The organism is Pseudomonas sp. B14(2022), from assembly GCF_012030485.1.
In the GTDB taxonomy this organism is placed as follows: domain Bacteria; phylum Pseudomonadota; class Gammaproteobacteria; order Pseudomonadales; family Pseudomonadaceae; genus Aquipseudomonas.
In genome coordinates, this window is the sequence record NZ_JAAUVM010000005.1 from 273,805 (window position 1) to 299,486 (window position 25,682).

The 25,682-nt window shown below is 61.5% G+C and carries 20 protein-coding genes; 8 read left to right on the forward strand and 12 right to left on the reverse strand.

Features of this window, described 5'->3' with window-relative positions; genetic code table 11:
• Positions 1-35 precede the first annotated feature (35 nt).
• On the forward strand, positions 36-1,121 hold the full coding sequence (sfnG, locus tag HCF10_RS10875) for a dimethylsulfone monooxygenase SfnG (RefSeq protein WP_167655496.1): 1,086 nt from the start codon (positions 36-38) through the stop codon (positions 1,119-1,121).
• Between the two features lie 72 nt (positions 1,122-1,193).
• Here the strand turns inward: sfnG and map are convergent, their stop codons facing one another.
• Both map and HCF10_RS10885 read right to left on the reverse strand, forming a co-directional pair.
• Positions 1,194-1,955: a type I methionyl aminopeptidase gene (gene map, locus HCF10_RS10880; RefSeq protein ID WP_167655497.1), complete on the reverse strand. Its 762-nt coding sequence runs from the start codon at positions 1,953-1,955 to the stop codon at positions 1,194-1,196.
• Positions 1,955-2,155, reverse strand: coding sequence for a ParD-like family protein (locus HCF10_RS10885; protein ID WP_027606410.1), 201 nt, complete (start codon positions 2,153-2,155; stop codon positions 1,955-1,957). The genes map and HCF10_RS10885 overlap by 1 nt, the downstream gene beginning before the upstream one ends.
• A gap of 269 nt (positions 2,156-2,424) precedes the next feature.
• Between HCF10_RS10885 and ilvA the strand changes: the two genes are divergently transcribed.
• Both ilvA and HCF10_RS10895 read left to right on the forward strand, forming a co-directional pair.
• Positions 2,425-3,447 carry a threonine ammonia-lyase, biosynthetic gene (gene ilvA / locus HCF10_RS10890; protein ID WP_167655498.1) on the forward strand — a complete coding sequence of 341 codons (1,023 nt, stop codon included), beginning with the start codon at positions 2,425-2,427 and terminating at the stop codon, positions 3,445-3,447.
• 233 nt (positions 3,448-3,680) lie between these two features.
• On the forward strand, positions 3,681-3,950 hold the full coding sequence (locus tag HCF10_RS10895; protein WP_145337315.1) for a DUF1652 domain-containing protein: 270 nt from the start codon (positions 3,681-3,683) through the stop codon (positions 3,948-3,950).
• Positions 3,951-4,011: 61 nt separating this feature from the next.
• On the opposite strand, the gene HCF10_RS10900 is transcribed toward HCF10_RS10895, so the two are convergent.
• From HCF10_RS10900 to HCF10_RS10945, 10 genes are all read right to left on the reverse strand, one after another.
• Positions 4,012-4,281 (reverse strand): DUF2790 domain-containing protein, encoded by a 270-nt coding sequence (locus HCF10_RS10900; protein ID WP_131696570.1) that lies wholly within the window; start codon positions 4,279-4,281, stop codon positions 4,012-4,014.
• Between the two features lie 83 nt (positions 4,282-4,364).
• Positions 4,365-5,303, reverse strand: a complete 939-nt coding sequence (locus HCF10_RS10905) for a carbohydrate kinase family protein (RefSeq protein WP_167655499.1) — start codon at positions 5,301-5,303, stop codon at positions 4,365-4,367.
• A 12-nt stretch (positions 5,304-5,315) separates the two neighbouring features.
• Positions 5,316-6,797 carry a xylulokinase gene (xylB, locus tag HCF10_RS10910; protein WP_167655500.1) on the reverse strand — a complete coding sequence of 494 codons (1,482 nt, stop codon included), beginning with the start codon at positions 6,795-6,797 and terminating at the stop codon, positions 5,316-5,318.
• Between the two features lie 137 nt (positions 6,798-6,934).
• On the reverse strand, positions 6,935-8,416 hold the full coding sequence (locus tag HCF10_RS10915) for a mannitol dehydrogenase family protein (RefSeq protein WP_167655501.1): 1,482 nt from the start codon (positions 8,414-8,416) through the stop codon (positions 6,935-6,937).
• 15 nt (positions 8,417-8,431) lie between these two features.
• Positions 8,432-9,535 carry an ABC transporter ATP-binding protein gene (locus tag HCF10_RS10920; RefSeq protein WP_090405114.1) on the reverse strand — a complete coding sequence of 368 codons (1,104 nt, stop codon included), beginning with the start codon at positions 9,533-9,535 and terminating at the stop codon, positions 8,432-8,434.
• 36 nt (positions 9,536-9,571) lie between these two features.
• On the reverse strand, positions 9,572-10,402 hold the full coding sequence (locus tag HCF10_RS10925; RefSeq protein WP_032886872.1) for a carbohydrate ABC transporter permease: 831 nt from the start codon (positions 10,400-10,402) through the stop codon (positions 9,572-9,574).
• Positions 10,403-10,412: 10 nt separating this feature from the next.
• The gene (locus HCF10_RS10930; RefSeq protein ID WP_145337317.1) at positions 10,413-11,303 is read right to left on the reverse strand and encodes a carbohydrate ABC transporter permease; all 891 of its coding nucleotides are present in this window, start codon (positions 11,301-11,303) and stop codon (positions 10,413-10,415) included.
• A 154-nt stretch (positions 11,304-11,457) separates the two neighbouring features.
• Entirely contained in the window at positions 11,458-12,768 is a 1,311-nt protein-coding gene (locus HCF10_RS10935; RefSeq protein WP_145337318.1) for an ABC transporter substrate-binding protein, read from the reverse strand.
• Between the two features lie 190 nt (positions 12,769-12,958).
• Positions 12,959-13,864 carry an AraC family transcriptional regulator gene (locus tag HCF10_RS10940; RefSeq protein WP_131696564.1) on the reverse strand — a complete coding sequence of 302 codons (906 nt, stop codon included), beginning with the start codon at positions 13,862-13,864 and terminating at the stop codon, positions 12,959-12,961.
• Positions 13,865-13,936: 72 nt separating this feature from the next.
• Positions 13,937-15,226: a glycosyltransferase gene (locus tag HCF10_RS10945; RefSeq protein ID WP_167655502.1), complete on the reverse strand. Its 1,290-nt coding sequence runs from the start codon at positions 15,224-15,226 to the stop codon at positions 13,937-13,939.
• Positions 15,227-15,385: 159 nt separating this feature from the next.
• On the opposite strand from HCF10_RS10945, the gene tpx reads away from it, so the two are divergent.
• The 5 genes from tpx to HCF10_RS10970 all read left to right on the forward strand — a co-directional run bounded on the left by tpx (position 15,386) and on the right by HCF10_RS10970 (position 25,085).
• Positions 15,386-15,886 (forward strand): thiol peroxidase, encoded by a 501-nt coding sequence (gene tpx / locus HCF10_RS10950; protein WP_131696562.1) that lies wholly within the window; start codon positions 15,386-15,388, stop codon positions 15,884-15,886.
• 232 nt (positions 15,887-16,118) lie between these two features.
• Entirely contained in the window at positions 16,119-17,417 is a 1,299-nt protein-coding gene (locus HCF10_RS10955) for an MdtA/MuxA family multidrug efflux RND transporter periplasmic adaptor subunit (protein ID WP_167655503.1), read from the forward strand.
• Positions 17,414-20,515: an MdtB/MuxB family multidrug efflux RND transporter permease subunit gene (locus HCF10_RS10960; RefSeq protein WP_145337322.1), complete on the forward strand. Its 3,102-nt coding sequence runs from the start codon at positions 17,414-17,416 to the stop codon at positions 20,513-20,515. Before HCF10_RS10955 ends, HCF10_RS10960 begins: the two co-directional genes overlap by 4 nt.
• Complete coding sequence (locus tag HCF10_RS10965; RefSeq protein WP_167655504.1) at positions 20,512-23,619, forward strand: efflux RND transporter permease subunit; 3,108 nt, start codon at positions 20,512-20,514, stop codon at positions 23,617-23,619. Before HCF10_RS10960 ends, HCF10_RS10965 begins: the two co-directional genes overlap by 4 nt.
• Positions 23,616-25,085: an efflux transporter outer membrane subunit gene (locus tag HCF10_RS10970; RefSeq protein ID WP_131696558.1), complete on the forward strand. Its 1,470-nt coding sequence runs from the start codon at positions 23,616-23,618 to the stop codon at positions 25,083-25,085. Before HCF10_RS10965 ends, HCF10_RS10970 begins: the two co-directional genes overlap by 4 nt.
• Positions 25,086-25,682 lie beyond the last annotated feature (597 nt).

Genomic DNA, 25,682 nt, shown 5'->3' on the forward strand with positions numbered 1-25,682 from the left:
CCCTCAGTACATTCCTTTGTGCGAGGTACCGTTCGATGAGTCAGCAAGCCGTGAAATTTGCCTATTGGGTGCCCAACGTCAGCGGTGGGCTGGTGGTCAGCAAGATCGAACAACGCACCCACTGGGGCATCGACTACAACCGCAAACTGGCGCAATTGGCCGAAGAAGCCGGCTTCGAGTATGGCCTGACCCAGATCCGCTTCACCGCCGGCTATGGCGCCGAGAACCAGCATGAATCCGTGGCATTCAGCCATGCGTTGCTGGCCGCGACCACCAAGCTCAAAGTCATCGCGGCGATCCTGCCCGGCCCGTGGCAACCGGCGTTGGCGGCCAAGCAACTGGCGACCATCGACCAGCTCACCAACGGCCGCATTGCGGTGAATATCGTCAGTGGCTGGTTCAAGGGTGAGTTCCAGGCCATCGGTGAACACTGGCTGGAGCACGACGAGCGCTATCGCCGTTCCGAGGAATTCATCCGCGCCCTCAAAGGCATCTGGACCCAGGACGACTTTACCTTCAAGGGTGACTTCTACCGTTTCAACAACTACACCCTCAAACCCAAGCCGCTGGGCCAGCCGGAAGTGTTCCAGGGCGGCAGTTCACGGGCCGCGCGGGACATGGCGGCGCGCGTGTCGGACTGGTATTTCACCAACGGCAACACCCCGGAAGGCATCAAGGCCCAGGTCGATGACATTCGCACCAAGGCTGCCGCGAACAACCATTCGGTCAAAGTCGGCGTGAACGCATTCATCATCGCCCGCGACACCGAGGAAGAAGCCCGCGCCGTACTCGCAGAGATCATCGACAAGGCCGACCCGGAAGCCGTGAATGCCTTTGGCGACGCGGCCAAGCAGGCAGGCAAGGCGTCCCCCGAAGGCGAGGGCAACTGGGCCAAGTCCAGCTTTGAAGACCTGGTGCAGTACAACGATGGCTTCAAGACCAACCTGATCGGCACCCCGCAGCAAATTGCCGAGCGCATCGTTGCACTCAAGGCGGTGGGGGTGGACCTGGTGCTGGCGGGCTTCCTGCACTTCCAGGAAGAAGTGGAGTACTTCGGCAAACGTGTATTGCCGCTGGTGCGCGAGCTGGAAGCCAAGGCCGGGATCAGGCAGGTGGCCTGACCGGCATTCATTGTCGCTGGCAGGTTCTTTGTGGTGGGCGGGCTTTTTTGTGGCAAGCCCGCTCGCCCCAGGTTATTGGCCTGGCTGTGTTTGCAAGGTCAGCACTTCAAAGCCATCCGCCGTCACCGCCACGGTATGTTCCCACTGCGCCGACAGGCTGTTGTCCTTGGTCACCACCGTCCAGCCATCTTTCAGGCTGCGCACCTTCGAACTGCCTTGGTTAAGCATCGGTTCGATGGTAAACACCATGCCTTCGCGCAGTTCCAGCCCGGTACCGGGCCGGCCGAAGTGGAGGATTTGCGGCTCTTCATGCATCTGTTTGCCGATGCCATGGCCGCAGTATTCGCGCACCACGCTGTAGCCATTGGCCTGTGCATGGCTCTGGATCGCATGGCCGATATCGCCCAGGCGTGCGCCGGGCTTGACCTGGCGGATCCCGGCCCACATCGCCTCAAAGGTCTTCTCCACCAGGCGGCGTGCCTTGGGGGCGACGGTGCCGATCATGTACATCTTGCTGGAGTCGGCGATAAAGCCGCCTTTTTCCAGGGTGATGTCGATGTTGATGATGTCGCCGTCCTTGAGGATCTCCTTCGCGCTGGGCATGCCATGGCACACCACCTCGTTGATCGAGGTGTTGATGGAGAACGGGTAGTCGTACTGCCCGAGGCTGGCGGGGCGGGCTTTGAGCTCGTTACGGATGAAGGCTTCGACGGCGCTGTCCAGCTCCAGGGTGGAACGGCCGGCGGCGACAAATCCGTCGAGCATGTCGAACACTTTGGCCAGCAGGCGCCCGGATTCGCGCATCACAGCCAGTTGGGCGGCGGTCTTGATCATCAGCTGCGCCCCCGGATCAGGTCGGGCTTGTCCAGCAACAGTTTGTTGATCAGCTCGTGGTAGGGCAGGCTGGGGTTCAGTTCGGCGAGCAGGCCGACCTTGATCCAGAACTCGGCCTGGGCGTTGATGGAACGGTCCATGGCCGCGCTGGCCAGACGGAGTTGTTCGTGCAGTTGGTCGCTGATCTTGACGATGCCCATGGTGTTCTCTGTGAATGATGGATATACAAAGCGTATATGTTTCGTATATCCATCGTAAACCCCCCGAGGCTAAATGGCGCATGGCCATTGACTTGCCTGCTCACCGCCGGTTAGTTTCGTGACATGACATTTCAAACCTTCCGCAGCCAGCCAAGCATTATTACCGCCATTCCTCATATGGCGGGATAGCACACGGCTGCACCCCAACCCGCCTTAGAGGCGGGTTTTGTTTTTCCGTCTCCAAGGCCCTTAAAAACCAGGAGACACCCATGAGCACGTGCCCCGTCCCCCACACCGCTGATACGGCATTGCTTGAACACTATGTGAAGAAGATCCTCGCCGCGCCGGTTTATGACCTGGCGGTGCGTACGCCCCTGCAAGCCGCGCCGGCGTTGTCGGCATTGCTGGGCAACCAGGTGCTGCTCAAGCGCGAAGACCTGCAACCGACCTTTTCCTTCAAGATTCGCGGTGCCTACAACAAGTTGGTGCAGCTCACCGCCGAGCAAAAGTCGCGTGGTGTGGTGACGGCGTCGGCGGGTAACCATGCGCAAGGCGTGGCACTGGCGGCGAAGGAGTTGGGGATCCAGGCGCGGATCGTCATGCCGTGCAGCACTCCCGAGTTGAAGGTGCTGGGCGTGCGCTCCCGAGGCGCCGAAGCGGTGCTGCACGGCGAGAGCTTCCCGTTTGCCCTGGCCCATGCGTTGCAGTTGGCCGAGACATCCGGGTGCACGTTCGTGTCGCCTTTCGATGACCCGGATGTGATCGCTGGCCAAGGCACGGTGGCCATGGAGATCCTGCGCCAGCAACAGGGCCCGCTGGACGCGATCTTCGTGCCGGTGGGCGGCGGCGGCCTGATCGCCGGCATTGCCGCCTACGTCAAATACCTGCGGCCCGAGGTGCGCATCATCGGGGTCGAGCCCGAAGGCTCCAGTTGCCTGCTCGCGGCGCTGCGAGCCGGAGAGCGGGTGGTGCTGGCCAGTGTCGACGGGTTTGCCGATGGCACCGCGGTCGCGCAAATCGGCGCCTATGGCTTTGAGATCTGCCGCGATTGGGTGGACGAAGTGATCACCGTCAGCAATGACGAACTGTGCAGCGCGATGAAGTTGATCTACGACGATACACGTTCCATCACCGAGCCCTCCGGTGCGCTGGCGGTGGCGGGGGTTCGCAAGTATGTGGCCAGTCGTGGGGTCAGTGGGCAGACCTTGGTCGCGATTAATTCAGGCGCAAATATCAACTTTGATAGTTTGCGATATGTTGCTGAAAGAGTGGCGGCACAAGCTGCGGTTTAATTCGAAGCGTGGGGTTAAACGATTAATCGAAGCGGTTCGACGATGATTTAACTGGGGTGACCTAAGCTGTATAAATTCCTACATTGCTTATGAGGAAAAGTTACAACAAAAACGGAATTTGCCGAGTAGGCTGGTAAGGGTAAGCGTCTTCCAGGGTTGGCAAGACGTAGCAGGCAAGCGCCTGCAGACCTACAACAATCGATTGGCAAGTCTCAGACAAGGAGAGGTTGGCCATGCTTTCGGAATTAGAACTTCGCAGCATTATTGAAGGAAGTTTCCTGCCTAAACGGTGCGAATGCACCAAAGCCGAAGATGCTTCGCTGACGATCAAGGTCTATGACGACCGCGACCGTGACCGGGTGGATTTGGAGGTCAAAGGTATAAATGCTGACAAACTCGACAGCAGTCGAGCTATTTGCAACCTCATCACCGGGTTGCGTGAAGACCTCAAGCACAGCCATGCACCTGCCCAGCAAAGGGCTGGAGGGCGCGGTTACTACTGATCGTTGGTTATGAACGGTGGGCCTGGTAAATGCCAGGCCCAATGCTGTGTATGTTTGCCCATCAATTCTGGAAATCGCAGGCTTCGGACATTTTCCGGTAGCTCACGTCTTCCACTTTGCCCGCCTTGTCCAGGAACTTGATATCCGCCTTGATGACTTTGCAGTCGTTGGTTGGGGGTTCGTTCATGGCCAGGACCTTGGCAATGTTCATCGGCATGCCGTAATGATAAGGCACGGGTTTGTTCGCCTGTGTTTGATCGTCAGCCTGGGCCAGGCCCGACACCGCTGCCAGCGCCAGGGCGCTGCCGAGCATTAAGGTGTGCAGTTTCATGGTGGTGCTCCGCAAGTGAGTAGAACTTCACTCTCGACGTGCGGGATTAACCATCGATTAATTTTCCCTGGCTGACAAAACCTTCATCCAAGCTGCTGGCGATACGGCAGGTCCGGCCCGGTCTTGCCGCACGTCAGTGCCGCAGCGCGGATGGCAAAACCGAGCATGGCGTCGATCTGCACGCGGGTCAGTTGTTGCAGGCCTTCCACCGAGTCCAGCTGTTGCTCGGTCAGCCAGGCAATCAACGCGGCCTGGAAGGTATCCCCGGCACCCACGGTATCCGCCATCACCACGCTCTGTGCCGGTTGCGACCAAGTGCCATGCTGACGGCTGAACACACTGGCGCCATCGCCGCCACGGGTGAGGAACACCAGTTGGCAACGGTGCTGCAGCCAGCCTTGCAGCACGCTTTCCGGCGACTGGCCGGGGTAGAGCAGGTGCAGGTCCTCATCGCTGACCTTGATCAGGTCGGCATGCTTGGCCAACTCGGCGACACGGTCGCGCCACAGCTGGATATCCGGCTGCGGATTAAGGCGCACGTTGGGGTCGAGGCTGATCAGGCGCTTGCCGCTTTCGCGCTTGACCAGGTTCAGCAAGGTGTCGCCGATCGGTTGCACCACCAGCGAAAACGAGCCGATATGCAGGCCGCGAATATCAGACCCCAGTTCCGGCAGGTGGGCGACTTCCAGCAGTCGGTCGGCGCAGCCTTCACCCCGGAAGTTGTACTGCGGTGAACCATCGGCGCCCACGGCGACCATCGACAGCGTAGTCGGCGCGGCGAACTCCACCAGGAACTGCTCGCTGACGCCTTCATCTTTCAGCACCTGCAACAAGCGCCGGCCGAGGAAATCGGTGGACAGGCCGCCGAACAACCCGGCCTCGATGCCCAGGCGGCGCAAACCCACCGCGACGTTGAACGGTGAGCCGCCGGCAATCGCCTTGTAATTGACCTTGGAGGCCTGCCCGCTGGCATCTTCCTCGCTGAAAAAATCAAACAGCGCTTCACCACACACCAAATACATAGTCGTTCGCTCTTAAAGGGTTGCCACGTGCTGTTGATAGCGTTCGTAAGCCAGTTGATAGGCGCTGACACTGGCCGCCACCGGCAGGGTACGGCTGGTCGGGTCGACGCTCACGCATTTGTCGCACAGGCTGGCCAGGGATTCGCCGGACTGGCTCCACGCCGCCTGGATCGCCGCGCCCAGGGCGGCGGCTTCGCTTTGTTCGGTGCAGATCACTTCGGTGTTCATGATATCGGCGACCATCTGCCGCCACACCGGGCTTTTCGAGCCGCCGCCGATCAGGCGGATGCTCTGGCTTTGCAGGCCGGTCTGGCGCAGCAGGTCGAGGCCGTAGCGCAGGCCGAAGGTGGTGCCTTCGACTACGGCCCGGCACAGGTTGGCACGGGTCAGGTTGGTCATGGTCAGCCCATGCAGGCTGCCGGTGGCGTGGGGCAGGGCGGGCACGCGTTCGCCGTTTAGGAACGGCAGCATGCTCACGCCATCGGCGCCAATCGGGGCTTGCTCGACCAGCGCGTTGAAGGCGTTGAGGTCCAATTCAAACAGCTCGCGAATCACCCCGGTGGCGTTGGTCAGGTTCATCGTGCAGATCAACGGCAACCAGCCGCCGCTGGACGAGCAGAACGTGGCGACCGACGCCTGCGGGCTGACGTTGGGTTGGTCAGCGAAGGCATATACGGTGCCGGACGAGCCCAGGCTCATGGTGATCACGCCGGGGGCGATATTGCCGGTGCCGATGGCGCCCATCATGTTGTCGCCGCCGCCGCTGGACACCATGGCCTTGGGGTTGATGCCCAGGCGTTCGGCGATGGCCGGCAGGATGCTGCCCACGGTTTGATCGGCTTCGATCAACGCCGGCAACGCCGCTTCGAGGCGGCCGCTGGGATCGATGTGCTTGAGCAGCGCCACATCCCAGGCGCGAGTGCGCACGTTGAAGTAGCCGGTGCCCGAGGCATCGCCGTATTCGGCGACGGCGCGGCCGGTAAGCCAGTAGTTGAGGTAGTCGTGGGGCAGCAGGACATGGGCGATGCGCGCGAAGATGTCCGGGTGCTGCTCAAGGGTCCACAGCAGTTTCGACACGGTGTAGCCTGGCGCAATCGCCACGCCCAGGCGTTCCAGCGAACCGCTCTCGCCGCCCAGGTAGGCCAGCAGGCGCTCGTTCTCCGGCGCGGTTTCGGTGTCGCACCACAGCTTGGCCGGGCGCAGCACCTGGCCGCTGTCATCCAGCAACACCAGGCCGTGCTGCTGGCCGGACACGCCGATGCCGAGGATGTCCTGGCCGTCCACGCCCGCCTGTTGCAAGGCGCGGTGGGTGGCTTCGGTAAAGGCGTCCAGCCATTCCTGGGTGTGCTGCTCGCGCCGGCCATTGGCGCCGCTGATCAGGGTGTGCGCGGCGGCGCCGAGGCCCAGCACCTTGCCGCTGGACACGTCGAGGACGATGGCCTTGGTGCCTTGGGTGCCGCAGTCGATGCCGAGGAACAGGTTTTGCTGGGTCATGAGAGTGTGCTCAGCGGTGTTATTTTTTTGGATTGGCAACCCGGTCCAGTGTGGGAGGGGGCTTGCCCCCGATGGCAGTGGGTCAGTGAAGGATATTTGCCTGACACACCCTCATCGGGGCAAGCCCCCTCCCACATTTAAGCCGGTTTCTTCAGGAGGTTCTGTAGGGTTTCGGCGACGCCGTTATCACGCAAGCTCCCATAGCAACGCTCGAACGCTGCCACAAACTCAGGCGAGTTGGGAATAGCCGTACCGAAAATCTCTTCCACTGCCAGCAATCGCTGGCTGATCAGTGCATCATCGCTCACCAGCCCCTGGCAGAACGCCGCGCGCGGATCGGGGATCGTGTAGCTCACGCCATTCTCATCCACGCCCTTCAAATACAAGGCCCAGGCCGCGACGACCAGCGCCGCGCGCTCGGTCTCGCGCCCGTCGGCAATCAGGCGATTGATGGTCGGCACGGTGAACTTTGGAAACTTCGACGAGCCATCCGAACACACCCGTTCCAACTGGTCGGCAATCGCCTGGTTGGAGAAGCGGTCTACCAGGGTCTGCTTGTAGTCGGTCAGGTCGATGCCCGGTACCGGCGCGAGGTTTGGCGTGACGTCGAGGTCCATGTAGGCGCGCATGTAAGCCACGAACAGCGGGTCGTTCATGGTCTCGTGCACAAACCGATAGCCCTTGAGAAACCCCAGGTAGGTCAGGGCGAGGTGGCTGCCGTTGAGCAAGCCGATCTTCATTTCTTCATAGGGTGTCACATCGTCGGTGAACTGCACGCCGACCTTTTCCCACGCCGGGCGGCCGTTGACGAACTTGTCTTCCAGCACCCATTGCACAAAGGGTTCGCAGACAACTGGCCAGGCATCGTCGATGCCGTGTTCATCGTGCAGTTGCAGGCGGTGGGCAGTGCTGGTCATCGGCGTGATGCGGTCGACCATGGCGTTCGGGAAGCTCACATTGGCCTTGATCCAGTCATGCAGCTCGGCATTGTGCAGGGCGGCGAAGGCCAGCAGTGCCTTGCGCGTGACGGCGCCGTTGTGCGGCAGGTTATCGCAGGACATCACGGTAAACGCCGGGAGGCCGGCCGCGCGGCGCTGGGTCAATGCCGCACAGATAAAGCCAAACACGGTTTTCGGCGAGCTGGGGTGCGCCAGGTCATGCTGGATCTGCGACAGGTGGGCCATGAACTCGCCGTTGCTGTCGTCGATGCAGTAGCCGCCTTCGGTGATGGTCAGCGAGACGATGCGAATCTCGGGGCTGGCCAGTTTATCGATCAATGCCTGGGCGCTGTCTTCGGCCAGCAGCATGTCGCTGATCGAGCCGATCACGCGCACTTCGGTGTCGTCGGTGTCGCCCAGTTCGTAAAGGGTGAACAAGTAGTCCTGGCCGGCCAGGTCGTCGCGGGCCTTGCGGTCCTCGGCGCGCAGGCCAACGCCGCAGATGCTCCAGTCCAGGCCCTCGCCGGTATTCATCAGCGCGTCGGTGTAATACGCCTGGTGCGCGCGGTGGAAGCCGCCGACGCCGATATGGGCGATACCCTGGGAGGTACTCGCAATGGCGTAGGCCGGCAGTTTGACTTCCGCTGCCAGCTGGGTGAGGTTCTGTTTATTCAGTTTCATCACAAATCTCGCAAATCAGGCGGCAGCGCGCAGTGGACGGGCCACGGCAACACCGTCGGTGTCGAACAGATGGCAGTGCGCCGGGTCCAGGTGCAGGTGCAGCGTCTCGCCATACTGGCTGGCCATGTCGCCGCGAATCCGCATGGTCAGCGGCTCGCCGTTCGAGGTGATGACGTGGCAGAAGGTGTCGCTGCCCAGGCGCTCGCCGACGTCGGCGGTGACGGTCAGGGTGGTTTGCCCAGGCGACGCGATTTCCAGGTGCTCCGGACGAATGCCCAGGGTCACCGCGCTGCCCACGCTCAAGCTGGCGCCGCTCAGCGGCAGGCTGATCAGGGTGCCGGCGTCCAGCTGCACCTCACAGCCCTGGCCTTCGACGCGGGTGACCTTGCCCTTGAGGAAGCCCATTTTCGGCGTGCCGAGAAAACCCGCCACAAACAGGTTGGCCGGCTGGTGGTACAGCTCCAGCGGCGAGCCGACCTGCTCGATGCGACCGCTGTTGAGCACCACTACCTTGTCGGCCAGGGTCATGGCTTCAACCTGGTCGTGGGTCACGTAGATCATGGTCGCTTGCAGCTCTTTGTGCAGGCGCGCCAGTTCCAGGCGCATCTGTACGCGCAGGGCGGCGTCGAGGTTGGACAGCGGTTCGTCGAACAGGAAGATCTTCGGGTTGCGCACAATCGCCCGGCCGATCGCCACGCGCTGGCGCTGGCCACCGGAGAGTTGCTTGGGCTTGCGCTCCAGCAGCGGGCCCAGTTCGAGAATACGTGCGGCTTCGTTGACCTTGCTTTCCACCAGCTTCTTGTCGACGCCGGCCAGGTCCAGGGCAAACGACATGTTCTTGCGCACGCTCATGTGCGGGTACAGGGCGTAGGTCTGGAACACCATGGCCAGGTCGCGCTTGGCCGGCGTGACTTCGGTGATGTCGCGGCCATCCAGTTCGATGGTGCCTTCGCTCACCTCTTCGAGGCCGGCAATCAGGCGCAGCAGGGTAGATTTACCGCAGCCCGACGGGCCGACGAACACGACGAATTCCTTGTCATTCACTTCCAGGTCGATGCCCTTGATGATCGAGAAGCCTTCGAAGCCTTTTTGCAGATTCTTGATTTTCAGGTTGGCCATGGGATGGGCCTCCTTTTGAATTTTTATAGGAAACCGTTATTTCACGGCGCCGAAGGACAAACCGCGCACCAGCTGTTTCTGGCTGATCCAGCCAAAGATCAGGATCGGCGCGCAGGCCAGGGTCGAGACGGCTGACAATTTGGCCCAGAACAAGCCTTCGGGGCTGGAGTAGGAGGCGATCAGTGCGGTCAAGGGCGCGGCGTTGGACGAGGTCAGGTTCAACGACCAGAAGGCCTCGTTCCAGCACAGGATCAGTGACAGCAACACCGTGGAAGCCAGGCCGCCCTTGGCGATCGGCAGCAGCACCCGGACCATTTCCTGCCACAGCGTGGCGCCGTCCAGGCGCGCGGCTTCGAGGATGTCCTTGGGGATGTCCTTGAAGTAGGTGTAAACCATCCAGACCACGATCGGCAGGTTGATCAGGGTGTAGATGATGATCAGCGCAATGCGCGTGTCCAGCAGGCCAAAGCTCTTGGCCAGCAGGTAGATCGGCATCAGCACGCCCACCGGTGGCAGCATCTTGGTGGACAGCATCCACAGCAGCGTGCCCTTGGTGCGCTTGGTTTCGTAGAACGCCATGGAGTAGGCCGCCGGCACCGAAATCAGCAGGCACAGGGCGGTGGCGCTGAATGAAATCAGCACCGAATTCCAGGCATAGCTGAAGTAGTTGCTGCGCTCGTTAATGTGCAGGTAGTTCTCCAGCGTCGGCGTGAAGATGAACTGCGGCGGCGTGGCGAACGCGTCGATTTCGGTCTTGAAGCTGGTCAGCACCATCCAGAAGATCGGGAAGAAGATCAGGATCGCGATGGCCCAGGCCAGGGTGCCGAGCAACAGGCTTTGCAGGCGGCGGGATTGTTGAAGCGTCATGGCGCGGCCCTCAAGGCTTGTCAGTCAGGTTTTTGCCGATCATCCGCACCAGGATGATCGCCGCGATATTGGCGATGACCACGGCAATCAAGCCGCCGGCCGAGGCCATGCCCACGTCGAACTGCACCAATGCCTGGTTGTAGATCAGGTAGGCGAGGTTGGTCGAGGCGTAGCCGGGGCCACCGTTGGTGGTGGTGAAGATTTCGGCGAAGACCGAGAGCAGGAAGATCGTTTCGATCATCACCACCACGGCAATCGGGCGGGCCAGGTGGGGCAGGGTCAGGTGCCAGAAAATCGCGATGGCGCCGGCACCGTCCAGGCGCGCAGCTTCCTTTTGTTCCTGGTCGAGGGACTGCATGGCGGTCATCAGCAACAGGATGGCGAACGGCAGCCATTGCCACGACACAATGATGATGATCGACAGCAGCGGGTAGTGCGCCAGCCAGTCCACCGGCTCGGCGCCGAAGAACTTCCACACGGCGGCGAGAATCCCCGACACCGGGTGAAAAATCAGGTTCTTCCAGATCAGCGCACCGACGGTGGGCATGATGAAGAAGGGCGAAATCAACAGCACCCGGACGATGCCCCGCCCCAGGAACTCACTGGCCTCCAGCAGGGCACTGATCAACACGCCGAACACCACGCTGATCAGCAGCACGCTGCCCACCAGCAACAACGTATTGGTGGCGCCGGGCAGGAAACCCGAGTCGGTGATGAAGTAAGTGAAGTTCTCCAGCCCGACGAATTGGTTTTCACCGGGGTAGAGCAGGTTGTAGCGGATCAGTGAAAAGTACAGGGTCATGCACAGCGGCACGATCATCCACAGCAGCAGCATGGCAACCGAGGGCGTGACGAGGAACCAGCCGGGGTTGGCCAGGCGGTTTTTGGGTGGTGTATTCATGATAATCAAGACCAGTGCGGAGCAAGGATCGGAGTGCGGTCAGTGTGGGAGGGGGCTTGCCCCCGATAGCGGTGTATCAGTCACAAAATCATCAACTGGTAGATTGCTATCGGGGGCAAGCCCCCTCCCACACTGAACTGTGGTGAGGCCCCGGTTACTTGGGGTAACCCGCCCGCTTCATTTCACGCTCGGTGGTGGTCTGCGCGGCGGTCAGTGCAGCATCGACCGTTTGCTGGCCGGTCAGCGCGCCGGAGAAGAACTTGCCGACCTGGGTTCCGATCGCCTGGAACTCAGGAATGGTCACCAGCTGGATACCGATATACGGCACCGGCTTGAGGGTCGGTTTGGTCGGGTCGGCGACTTTCAGCGATTCCAGGGTCACCTTGGCGAACGGTGCAGCCTTCATGTACTCGTCGCTGTAGGTCGACTTGCGCGTACCTGGCGGCACGTTGGCTACGCCGTCGGTCTTGGCGACCAATGCGCCATATTCCTTGGAGGTGGCCCAACTGGTGAACACCTTGGCGGCGTCCTTGGCCTTGGAACTGGTCGGGATCGCCAGGCTCCAGGAGTACAGCCACGACGTGCCTTTGTCGGTTTTTTCGTGCGGGGCAAAGGTGAAACCGACATGGTCAGCCACTTTGCTTTGGGTCTTGTCGGTGACGAACGAGCCGGCGACGCTGGCATCGACCCAGATCGCGCACTTGCCGCTGTTGAACAGCGCCAGGTTCTCGTTGAAACCGTTGCTGGAAGCGCCGGGCGGGCCGGATTTCTTCATGTTGTCGACGTAGAAGTTCAGCGCGTCCTTCCACTCTGGGCCGTTGAATTCCGGCTGCCATTTCTCATCGAACCAGCGCGCGCCGTAGCCGTTGGCCAGGGTGGTGATCAGCGCCATGTTTTCACCCCAACCGGCTTTGCCACGCAGGCACAGGCCGTATTGCTCTTTGCTCTTGTCGGTGAGTTTGGCCGCGAATTCGCCGATCTGGCTCCAGGTCGGGTGCTCGGGCATGCTCAGCCCGGCGTTCTTGAACAGGTCGGTGCGGTAATAGGTGATCGAGCTTTCAGCGTAGAACGGCAGGGCGTACAGCGAGCCCTTGACGGACAAACCGTCACGCACGGAAGGGAATACGTCGTCGAGGTCGTAGGACGCCGGCAAGTCCTTCATCGGTTCGAGCCAACCCTTGGCGCCCCAGAGTGCGGCTTCGTACATGCCGATGGTCAACACATCGAACTGCCCGCCCTGGGTGGCGATGTCGGTGGTCAGGCGCTGGCGCAGTACGTTTTCTTCGAGCACCACCCAGTTCAGCTTGATCTCCGGATGCTCGGCCTCGAAGGTTTTCGAGAGCTTCTGCATGCGGATCATGTCGCTGTTGTTGACGGTGGCAATGGTCAGGGTTTGCGCGCCAAGGCTGACGGCGCTGAGGGTCATACAGGTACAGGCAAGCAGAGCTTTTGCTGTGAACTTCATCGCGCACTCCATTTCCGCGCCCAGGGGCTACAGAAGGACAGTTATTGTTGTTGTGTCTTCCTACGAGCAGTCAGGAAGAGTGTGCGTTGATTACAGCCTTCAAACGGGGCTGTGACAAATCCTTGGGAACACTTGGACTGATACTTTTTTGCACTCGAGGATCGTGTCCACTACGTGGGAGCGATCACCATTAGGCCAGGTTCTGCTCGGTCAAGCGCTGTACCGCCAGGCGGCGGTAGTGAGAGGGTGTCATGCCCTTGAGCTGCTGAAATCGCCGGTTGAAATTGGAGATGTTGTTGAAGCCCGATTCAAAACACACATCCGTCACGGCCTTGTCGCCATCGGCCAGCAGCTCGCACGACTTGCTGATGCGCAGCCGGTTTACAAACTCGATAAATGTGCGCCCGGTCGCCTGCTTGAACACCCGGGAAAAGTACGTCGGCTTCATCCCCAGGTGTTCCGCCACTTCCTCCAGGGGCAACTCGCGCGCGTAGTGGGCGAAAATGTAGTCCACCGCGCGGTTGGTGCGGTCGATACTGTGTTCATCGGCCAGTTGCGGCGTGGTCACACCGGACAGCAGGTGGTAGTCCTCACAGCTACTCAGCACTTCCAGCAAGATGAAGAAGTGCCCCAGGCGCGCCATGCCCTGGGCGTCTTCGATACGTTGCATCAGGGTCATGGCCTGGGCGATGGTTTTTTTGCAGCGGAACTCGATGCCGTATTGAGCGCGCTCCAGCAACGGTGCCAGCATTTTCAGTTCGGTAAAAATGTGGCTGCCCTGCTCGAACAGCTCATCGGTGAAGTTCACCAGCATGTCGCGCTTGGGCACCACTTCGTCTTCCTCCACCTGGCTGATCCAGTTGTGGGGCAGGTTGGGGCCGGTGAGGAACAGGCTTTCCGGATAGAAGTTGCCGATATAGTCGCCGATAAACACCTTGCCCGAGCTGGCGACGATCAGGTGCAGTTCGTATTCCTTGTGGAAATGCCAGCGCACCAGCGGGCAGGGGAAACCATGCTGGCGATAGATGATGGACAGACCGTTGTGATCGTCCATCAGCTCGTAGGAAGGGTCGGTGATTCGCGTTGCTCGGGTCATGCTGCCGTCGCTTTATTGTGGTTGCTGCGTAGGATAATGCCCCCTCGCGCACGACCTCGCCAGCACCGGCGTTTACACGGTCCGGTTTTTTGCCTCGATCCATTGGGACATGTACTGCGTACTTTTATGGGCGTGGTGGCGCAGCATGCTGCCCGTGAAGTTGTCCCGACGGTGGGCGGCGAGATGGCTGCGGCAGCGTTCCAGGCTCTCCACCAACGCGGGACCATGCACGTTTTGGTCATAGCGGCGCGCCAGCAGCTGGCGGCCGTGCTCCTGGGCCTGGGTCCAACGCTCGCGGTCCTGGTACAAACTCACCGCGGCAGCGGCCAGGGCGGCGGCGCTCGGTTCGATCACGCCAGGCCAGGGCTGTTCATTGCCCATGGCCTCGGCACCCACCGGCGTGGTGATGTTGGGCGTGCCGCACAGCATCGCATCGGCCAACTTGCCCTTGATGCCCGCGCCAAAGCGCAAGGGCGCCAGGCAGATACGCGCAGCGGTCATCACTTGCAGGGCATCCTCGGCCCAGTTCATCACGTGAAAGCCTTGCGCCGGGTTATGCAGTGCGGTGGCCTTGGGCGGGGTGTAGGCACCATAGATATGCAGTTGGGCGCCCGGCAGTTGCTGGCGAATCAGCGGCCAGAGGCTGTTCTTCATCCACAGCACGGCGTCCCAGTTCGGCGCGTGGCGGAAGTTGCCGATGCTGAGGAAGTGCGCACGTTCTTCGAACGGTACGAAGGCGTCGGTTGGCGGCGTCATCATCAGCGGGCACCAGTGGAGCAGGGCGGCCGGCACCTTGAACTGTTCGGTGAGCAGGCGGATTTCCACGTCGGAGATCATCAGGCTGATGTCGCAGCGGTAGATCGCGGCGATTTCGCGCTTGGCCAGGTCGGTGTCGGCCATCAGTTGGAATTCTTCCTCCAGGGCCGGGGCGAACAGCGCAGTGAAGTCGTCGCTGCCCGGATGGGCCTTGAGGTGCGCCTTGAGACGCTGGTGACGGGCGTCGCGCAGGCTTTGCAGGTCGGCGGTTTCCAGCACGCGCAGGGCGTCGGGGCAGCATTTCTCCACGCGCCAGCCAAACTGCTCTTCCATCATGAAACGGTCGAACAGCACGATGTCGGGGGCTAGTTCGCGGATAAAATCGTCGAAACTGCTGTTATTGAGCTCAATCGCGCATTCGGCGATGCCCAGCGCAAGCAGGTCGGCCTTGTGCTCGCCCAGCGCTGCGGGGCTGCTGAAGGTAATGTCCCAACCTTGCGTAAGAAACATTTCGAGGATCTGCATCATGTGCCCGCCCGCGGCCGAGGAACGCGGCTCCGGCCAGACATAACCAATGACCAGGACTTTGGTGGCGGGCTGATTCATCAACAACGGTTTCCTTGGAGGGCAGGCGCAAAGCGCGCAATTAAACCACAACCGCGTGGCATGACAATTTGTGTCTGGCGGTAGGTAGCCACGGCACTTTGTGGTTAACTTCCGCCTCTCGAATTCGTTTAACCAAAACCCAGCATAAGGATTCTGTTCATGGCTCAAGTCACCCTTCGTGGGAACCCTGTCCAGGTTGAAGGCGAATTGCCGAAAGTCGGCTCTGAAGCTGCAGACTTCACCCTGACCGCCGGCGATCTGTCGGATGCAACCCTGGCTACCTTTGCCGGCAAGCGCAAAGTGCTGAATATCTTCCCAAGCGTCGACACCCCGACCTGCGCGACTTCGGTACGCAAGTTCAACGCCCAGGCCAACGAGCTGAACAACGCCGTTGTGCTGTGCATCTCCACTGACCTGCCATTCGCTCAGGCGCGTTTCTGCGGCGCCGAAGGCCTGGAAAACGTGAAGAGCCTGTCGGACTTCCGTGACCCTGGTTTCGCAGTCGATTACGGCGTGGCAATTACTGATGGCCCACTCAAAGGCCTGACCGCCCGTGCTGTCGTGGTACTGGACGAAAACAACAATGTGCTGCACAGCGAACTGGTTTCGGAAATCGGCCAAGAGCCGAACTACGAAGCGGCCCTGGCTGTTTTGAAGTAACTGTTTCGGCGCATTACTGTCGTTTTGCAGTAACACGTTCGATACATGATTGCGGCCTGGCCTAGTCCAGGCCGTTTTTATTTGCATGTCAGGCGCTTAGCGAAATAGCTGTCGGACTAAGCCGCAGAAGTTAAAAGTTGTAAGCCCAAGGTAAATAGCCGGTAAAGGCGCTTTTCTTAAAGCGCTCCAGTGCTTATCTTTCAGCCTCCCGAAGAAGAAGCTCTCGCGCCCAATGGTTGATCACTCCATGCAATCCTCCCCCCGCAACTCCCGCCGCTGGCTGTTCGGCCTGCTCGTGCTGCTGGTTATCGCCGGCCTGTGCTGGAAATTCTGGCCCAGCGGCGCCGCCCACAAAGACGCACCGGCCGGGCACACCGGCAAAACCGGCATGGCGCGCCCGGGCTTCGGCGGGTCCACCGGCCCGGTGCCGGTGCGTGTGGCGCCGGCGGTGCTGGGGGAGTTCCCGGTGTACTACAAGGCCTTGGGCACGGTCACCGCGCTCAATACCATCAATGTGCGCAGTCGGGTGGGCGGCGAGCTGGTCAAGATCGCTTTTGAAGAAGGGCAGATGGTCAAGGCCGGCGACCTGCTGGCCGAGATCGACCCGCGCAGCTACCAGAACGCCTTGCTCCAGGCCCAGGGCACGCTGATGCAGAACCAGGCCCTGCTGAAAAACGCCCAGGTCGATGTCGAGCGTTATCGTGGCCTATATGCCCAGGACAGTATCGCCAAGCAAACCCTGGACACCGCCGAAGCGCTGGTCCTGCAATACCAGGGCACGGTCAAGACCAACCAGGGCGCGGTGGACGACGCCAAGCTCAACCTCGAGTTCACCAGGATCCGCGCGCCTATCAGCGGTCGCGTCGGCTTGCGCCAGGTCGACGTGGGTAACCTGGTGGCGGCCAACGACACCACCTTCCTGGCCGTGATCACCCAGACCCAACCGATCAGCGTGGCCTTCACCCTGCCGGAAAACAACCTCGAAACCGTGCTCGCCCGTTATCGCGCCGGCAACAAGCTGCCCGTGGAAGCCTGGGACCGTGGCGACGTGAAACAGCAGGCCACCGGCGTGCTGCAGAGCCTGGACAACCAGATCGACGTCACCACCGGCACCCTGAAATTCAAGGCGCGTTTCGATAACAAGGACCAGGCGCTGTTCCCCAACCAGTTCGTCAACGTGCATTTGCTTGCCGATACCTTGCACAACGTGGTGCTGGCGCCTTCCGCCGCGATTCAGTTCGGCAACACCGGCACCTTTGTCTACAAGCTCGATGGCGACAAGAAGGTCAAGGTCCAGCCGCTGGTGGTGGGTGACACCGATGGCGACAACACCGTGATCAAGGAAGGCCTGGTCGCCGGCGACCGCGTGGTGCTTGAAGGCACCGACCGCCTCAAGGATGGCAGCGAGATCGAAGTGGTCAATGACAGCAGCGAAGTGCCGACGACGCCAACCGAACACCTGCAAGGCAAGCCAGCGGCTAAAGGGGAGACCGGCACCACCGCCGGCAAGGCGCAAAAGGTCGGTTCATGAACCTGTCGCGGCTGTTTATCCTTCGCCCGGTCGCCACCACGCTGAGCATGCTGGCGATTGTTTTGGCCGGCATTATTTCCTACCGCTTGTTGCCGGTCTCGGCGCTGCCCCAGGTGGATTACCCGACAATCCGGGTGATGACCCTGTACCCCGGCGCCAGCCCCGATGTGATGACCAGCGCGGTCACCGCGCCGCTTGAGCGCCAGTTCGGGCAGATGCCCGGCCTGACCCAGATGGCGTCCACCAGTTCCGGCGGTGCGTCGGTGCTGACCCTGCGTTTCAACCTCGATGTCAATATGGATGTCGCCGAGCAACAGGTGCAGGCTGCGATCAACGCCGCCACCAACCTGCTGCCCAAGGATTTGCCGGCGCCGCCGGTGTACAACAAGGTCAACCCGGCGGATACCCCGGTGCTGACCCTGGCCATTACCTCCAAGACCATGCTGTTGCCCAAGCTCAATGACCTGGTCGATACGCGCATGGCGCAAAAGATCGCGCAGATCAGCGGCGTCGGCATGGTCAGCATCGCCGGTGGCCAGCGCCAGGCCGTGCGCATCAAGGTCAATCCCGAAGCCCTGGCGGCCAACGGCTTGAACCTGTCCGACGTGCGCACCCTGATCGCCGCGTCCAACGTCAACCAGCCCAAGGGCAACTTTGACGGCCCCACGCGGGTGTCGATGCTCGATGCCAACGACCAGTTGGTGTCGCCGCAGCAATACGCCGAACTGATCCTGGCCTACAACAATGGCGCGCCTCTGCGCCTTAAAGATGTGGCACAGATCGTCGACGGCGCGGAAAACGAACGCCTCGCCGCCTGGGCCAATGAAAACCAGGCCGTGCTCCTTAATATCCAGCGCCAGCCGGGTGCCAACGTGATCGAGGTGGTCGACCGCATCAAGGCGCTGCTGCCGAGCATCACCGACAACCTGCCGGCCGGCCTCGACGTGACCGTCCTCACCGACCGCACCCAGACCATCCGCGCCTCGGTCACCGATGTGCAGCACGAATTGCTGATCGCCATCGCCCTGGTGGTGATGGTGACGTTCCTGTTCCTGCGCCGGGTCAGCGCGACGATCATTCCGTCGATTGCCGTGCCGCTGTCGCTGGTGGGCACCTTTGGCGTGATGTACCTGGCCGGGTTCTCCATCAACAACCTGACGCTGATGGCCCTGACCATCGCCACGGGGTTTGTGGTGGACGATGCCATCGTGATGCTGGAGAACATCTCGCGCTATATCGAGGAAGGCGAGACGCCGCTGGCCGCCGCGCTCAAGGGCGCCAAGCAGATCGGCTTCACCCTGATTTCCCTGACCCTGTCACTGATCGCCGTATTGATCCCGCTGCTGTTCATGGCTGACGTGGTCGGGCGGCTGTTCCGCGAGTTTGCCATCACCCTGGCGGTGGCGATCCTGATTTCCCTGGTGGTGTCCCTGACGCTCACGCCGATGATGTGCGCGCGTTTGCTCAAGCGCGAGCCCAAGGAAGAAGAGCAGAGCCGTTTCTACAAGGCCAGCGGCGCCTGGATCGACTGGCTGATCGAAGCCTATGGGCGCAAGTTGCAATGGGTGCTCAAGCACCAGCCGCTGACCCTGTTGGTGGCCATCGCGACCTTGGGCCTTACGGTGGTGCTGTACCTGGTGGTGCCCAAGGGCTTTTTCCCGGTGCAGGACACCGGGGTGATCCAGGGGATCTCCGAGGCGCCGCAGTCGATTTCATTCGCCGCCATGAGCCAGCGCCAGCAGGAACTGGCGAAAATCATCCTCACCGACCCGGCGGTGGAAAGCCTGTCGTCCTATATCGGTGTGGATGGTGACAACGCCACCCTCAACAGCGGCCGTTTGCTGATCAACCTCAAGCCCCACGGCCAGCGCGACTTGAGCGCGGCCCAGGTGATTACCCGCCTGCAACCGCAGATCGACAAGCTGGTGGGCATCCGCCTGTTCATGCAGCCGGTGCAGGACCTGACCATCGAAGACCGTGTCAGCCGCACCCAGTACCAATTCAGCATGTCCTCGCCGGACGCCGACCTGTTGGCCCTGTGGAGCGGCAAGCTGGTGCATGCGCTGAGCCAGATGCCGGAACTCACCGACGTCGCCAGTGACCTGCAGGACAAAGGCCTGCAGGTGTACCTGGTGATCGACCGCGATGCGGCCTCGCGCCTGGGCGTCAGTGTGTCGACCATCACCGATGCCCTCTATGACGCGTTCGGCCAGCGGCAGATTTCCACCATCTACACCCAGGCCAGCCAGTACCGCGTGGTCTTGCAGGCCCAGTCGGGAGAAACCCTGGGCCCGGCGGCGCTGAACCAGATCCACGTGAAAACCACCGACGGCGGTCAGGTGCGCTTGTCCAGCCTGGCCCATGTGGAACAGCGCCAGGCGCAGTTGGCAATTGCGCATATCGGCCAGTTCCCGGCGGTGATGATGTCGTTCAACCTGGCCCCCGGCGTTGCGCTGGGCAAAGGCGTGGAGCTGATCAACCAGGCGCAGAAGGACATCGGCATGCCGGTGGGCGTGCAGACCCAGTTCCAGGGCGCGGCACAGGCTTTCGAAGCGTCGCTGTCGAGCACTTTGCTGCTGATCCTGGCGGCGGTGGTCACCATGTACATCGTGCTCGGTGTGCTCTACGAGAGCTACATTCACCCGATCACCATTCTCTCGACCTTGCCGTCGGCAGCGGTAGGGGCCTTACTGGCCTTGCTGCTCAGTGGCAACGACCTGGGCATGATCGCGATCATCGGCATCATCCTGCTGATCGGTATCGTGAAAAAGAACGCGATCATGATGATCGACTTCGCCCTCGACGCCGAACGCAATCAGGGCCTGGACCCGCAGACCGCGATCTACCAGGCGGCGCTGCTGCGTTTCCGGCCGATCCTGATGACCACCCTGGCTGCGCTGTTCGGTGCAGTGCCGTTGATGCTGGCCACCGGCTCCGGCGCTGAATTGCGCCAGCCCCTCGGCCTGGTGATGGTCGGCGGCTTGCTGGTGAGCCAGGTGTTGACGCTGTTCACCACGCCGGTGATCTACCTGTACTTCGATCGCCTCGGCCGCCGCTGGCGTAAAGAGCCGCAAAGCCTGGAGCCGGTTGAGTCATGAACCTGTCCGGACCTTTCATCCGCCGACCGGTGGCCACCATGCTGCTGAGCCTGGCGATCATGTTGCTGGGCGGTGTCAGCTTCAACCTGCTGCCGGTGTCGCCGCTGCCACAGATCGATTTCCCGGTGATCGTGGTCTCGGCCAGCTTGCCCGGCGCCAGCCCCGAGGTGATGGCGTCCACCGTGGCGACGCCGCTGGAGCGCTCCTTCGGCGCGATTGCCGGCATCACCACCATGAGCAGTTCGTCGAGCCAGGGCTCCACCCGGGTGATCCTAGCGTTCGACTCCGACCGTGATATCAACGGTGCCGCGCGGGAAGTGCAGGCAGCCATCAATGCCTCGCGCAACCTGCTGCCCAGCGGCATGCGCAGCATGCCCACCTACAAGAAGATCAACCCGTCCCAGGCACCGATCATGGTGCTGTCGCTGACCTCGGACGTGTTGCAGAAGGGCCAGTTGTACGACCTGGCCTCGACCATCCTCTCCCAAAGCCTGTCCCAGGTGCCGGGCGTGGGCGAAGTGCAGATCGGCGGCAGCTCCCTGCCGGCGGTGCGTATCGAGCTGGAACCCAAGGCCCTCGACCAGTACGGCGTGGCCCTGGACGACGTGCGCAACACCATCGCCAATGCCAACCAGCGCCGGCCCAAAGGCTCCCTGGAAGACAGTGAGCGCAATTGGCAGATCCAGGCCAACGACCAGCTGGAAAAAGCCAAGGACTACGAGCCGCTGCTGATCCGCTACCAGGACGGCGCTGCCTTGCGCCTGAAGGACGTGGCAAAGATCAGCGACGGCGTGGAAGACCGCTACAACAGTGGCTTCTTCAACAATGATGCGGCGGTGCTGCTGGTGATCAACCGCCAGTCCGGCGCCAACATCATCGAAACCGTCAGGCAGATCAAGGCACAACTGCCGGCGTTGCAGGCGGTGCTGCCGTCCAGCGTCAAGCTCAGCCTGGCCATGGACCGCTCGCCGGTGATCACCGCGACCCTGCATGAAGCCGAGATGACCCTGCTGATTGCGGTGGGGCTGGTGATCCTGGTGGTGTACCTGTTCCTCGGCAACTTCCGCGCCTCGCTGATTCCAACCCTGGCGGTGCCGGTGTCACTGGTGGGCACCTTCGCGGTGATGTACCTGTACGGTTTCTCGCTGAACAACTTTTCGCTGATGGCGCTGATCCTGGCCACCGGCCTGGTGGTGGACGATGCCATCGTGGTGCTGGAGAACATTTCCCGGCACATCGACGCGGGTGTGCCACCGATGAGGGCCGCCTACCTGGGTGCCGAGGAAGTCGGCTTTACCCTGCTGTCGATGAACGTGTCGCTGGTGGCGGTGTTCCTCTCGATCCTGTTCATGGGCGGGATCGTCACCAACCTGTTCCGCGAGTTTTCCATCACCTTGTCGGCGGCGATCATCGTGTCGCTGATCGTCTCGCTGACGTTGACGCCGATGCTCTGCGCCCGTTGGCTCAAGCCCCACGTGAAAGGGCAGATGACCGGCCTGCAGCGCTGGAGCCAGAAGATCAACGACCGCATGGTCGCCGGCTACGCCACCACCCTGGACTGGGTGCTGCGCCACCGCCGCCTGACCCTGCTCAGCCTGTTGCTGACCATTGGTTTGAACGTGGCGCTCTACGTGGTGGTGCCGAAGACCTTTATGCCGCAACAGGACACCGGCCAATTGATCGGCTTTGTGCGCGGCGATGACGGCCTGTCGTTCAGCGTCATGCAGCCGAAGATGGAAATCTTCCGCAAGGCGGTGCTCAAGGACCCGGCGGTGCTCAGCGTGGCCGGCTTTATCGGTGGCAACAACGGCACCAACAATGCGGTGATGCTGGTGCGCCTCAAGCCCATCAGCGAACGCAGGATTTCTGCCCAGGCGGTGATCGAGCGGCTGCGCAAGGACGTACCGCTGGTACCGGGCGGGCGTCTGTTCCTGATGGCCGACCAGGACCTGCAATTTGGCGGCAGCCGTGACCAGACCAGCGCGCAGTATTCCTACATCCTGCAAAGCGGTGATCTCGCAGCGCTGCGCCTGTGGTACCCGAAAGTCGTGGCCGCCTTGCGTGAGCTGCCGGAACTGACGGCCATTGACGCCCGTGAAGGGCGCGGCGCGGCCCAGGTCACGCTGATTGTCGACCGCGACCAGGCCAAGCGCCTGGGCATCGACATGGACATGGTCACGGCAGTGCTCAACAACGCCTACAGCCAGCGGCAGATTTCCACCATCTATGACAGCCTCAACCAGTATCAGGTGGTGATGGAGGTCAACCCCAAATACGCCCAGGACCCGATCACCCTCAACCAGATGCAGGTGATTACCTCCAGCGGCGCGCGGGTGCCGTTGTCGACCATTGCCCATTACGAGAACAGCCTGGCGAACGACCGCGTCAGCCACGAAGGCCAGTTCGCCTCGGAAAACATCGCCTTCGACATGGCGCCAGGGGTTACGGTGGAGCAGGGCACGGCCGCGATCGAGCGGGCGATTGCCAAGGTCGGCCTGCCGGAAGACGTGATCGCCAAGATGGCCGGCACCGCCGATGCATTTGCCGCCACGCAGAAGGGCCAGCCGTTCATGATCCTCGGCGCTCTGGTGGCGGTGTACCTGGTGCTGGGCATTCTGTATGAGAGCTACATTCATCCGCTGACGATCCTCTCGACCCTGCCGTCGGCCGGTGTCGGCGCCATGCTCGCGATCTACCTGACGGGCGGCGAGTTCAGCCTGATCTCGTTGCTGGGTCTGTTCCTGCTGATCGGCGTGGTGAAGAAGAACGCGATCCTGATGATCGACCTCGCCCTGCAACTGGAGCGTAACGACGGCATGGGCCCGCTGGAGTCGATCCGCAGTGCTTGCCTGCTGCGTTTGCGGCCGATCCTGATGACCACCCTGGCGGCCATCCTCGGTGCCTTGCCGTTGCTGCTCGGCGCTGGCGATGGCGCGGAAATGCGTCGTCCTTTGGGCCTGACCATTATCGGTGGCCTGATCTTCAGTCAGGTCCTGACCCTCTACACCACCCCGGTGGTCTACCTCTATCTCGACCGCGCGCGCCACCGCTTCAACGCCTGGCGCGGCGTGCGTACCGATGCTGCCCTGGACACTGCGCTATGACCGATTCAACCTTTGCCAAATTGGCCATGATCCGTGGTTCCCGTGTTGCGAGTCTGGTGCTTTGCGGCGCACTGCTCAGCGCCTGCGCCGTCGGCCCGGATTACAAGCGTCCGGAAGTCGTCGAGCCCGCGCAATTCAAGGAAGCCCAGGGCTGGCGCCAGGCCACCCCCAGCGACTCGCTGGCCCGTGGCGCCTGGTGGGAGCTGTATGGTGATCGCCAGCTCAACGACCTGGTGCTGCGCCTGAATAATTCCAACCAGACCGTGGCCCAGGCCGAAGCGCGCTTTCGCCAGGCCCAGGCGCTGGTGCGCAGTTCACGCGGGGCGTTTTACCCGAGCGTCGACCTGAGCGCCGGTAAAACCCGTGCCAGCCAGGGCACCGGCAGCAGCAGCGCCAGCCTCAGCAGTTCCAGCAGCGGGATTCGCGACACGCTCAACGCACAGTTGGGCGTGAGCTGGGAAGCGGACATCTGGGGCAAATTGCGCCGTGGCCTGGAGGCCAACGAGGCCAGCGCCGAAGCCAGCTCGGCGGACTTGGCCGCGATGCGCCTGAGCCAACAGTCGGAACTGGTGCAAAGCTACCTGCAACTGCGGGTCATGGACGAGCAGACACGCCTGCTGCAAGCGACCCTGGAGACCTACCAGCGCTCCCTGCAAATGACCGAAAACCAATACCGTGCCGGCGTCTCCGGCAAGGACGCGGTGGCCCAGGCGCAAACCCAGCTCAAGACCACCCAGGCCAGCCTCATCGACCTGATCTGGCAGCGCGCCCAACTGGAAAACGCCATCGCCGTATTGATTGGCGAGGCACCGGCCAACTTCAACCTGGCGGTGAGCAAGGACATTCCGGCGCTGCCGCAGATTCCGGTCAGCCTGCCGTCGCAGTTGCTTGAGCGTCGCCCGGACATTGCTTCGGCCGAACGCTCGGTGATCGCCGCCAACGCCAATATCGGCGTGGCCAAGGCCGCCTATTACCCGGACCTGACGCTGAGCCTGGCCGGTGGGTATTCCAGCAGCACTTATGCCGACTGGATCAGCCTGCCGAATCGCTTCTGGTCGGTAGGGCCGAAACTCGCCATGACCCTGTTCGACGGCGGCCAGCGCTCTGCGGAAGTCGACCGCACTGTGGCGTCCTACGACGAAACCGTGGCCAAGTACCGCCAGACCGTGCTCGACGGCTTCCGTGAAGTGGAAAACTACATGGTCCAGCTCAAGGTGCTGGAAGACGAGGCGGTAGTCAGCAACGAAGCGCTTGAGGCCGCCCGAGAATCGCTGCGCTTGACCCAGAACCAGTACAAGGCCGGGTTGATTGCCTACTTGGACGTAGTGACTGTCCAGGCCACTGCGCTGAGCAACGAGCGTACCGTGCTGACCCTGCTACAGAGCCGCCTGGTGGCCAGCGTGCAACTGATCGCCGCACTGGGCGGTGGCTGGGATGGGCAGACGCCGATTGCCGAGAAGGATTGATCTTGAGGAGGACGGGGGTTCCTTGGCAGGGAGCTTGCTTATATAGCAGCTCCCCAATACAGGCCGCCGACCTAAATCCGTACCTCTGCTGCTATCAAATGCTACTAGCTCCCCTCCCGGAGGAAGGGCGGTTGTATTGGCATATATAAGAAGATTAGATTTCAAAGGGACGTATTTTAGAATTTCTCCTATCTCACCGGAGACTCTGAATTTTAAAAATCGAGTGTCCGAGTCTTTAATTTCGTACTCTTTTCCGGCTCGAGAACGATAGGTTACGACCTTGTTTTCAAAGCCATCTATTCTCCCCGCACACCTCATACTCTTCCCGGTTGTAGCAAAGATGAAGGCCTGCTAAAGGCGCATGGTTCGCCTCTTTTTGCTCAGTTATCCGAAGTGGGATAGCGCTTGGGCGTACCTGAAAACGCACGTGCCTTCGAGCCATGGCCCTAAATCATGTGGGTCTTCGAGCCAGTAGATTGGCGTCAAATTGCCATTAATGGCCCTCTGATAATTAATCAACTATCCAATAATTATTCTCGCTACAATCGCGCGCTTTGCCACTTGGCACGGGCGTTTCAGGTCCGATGCCCACGAGAA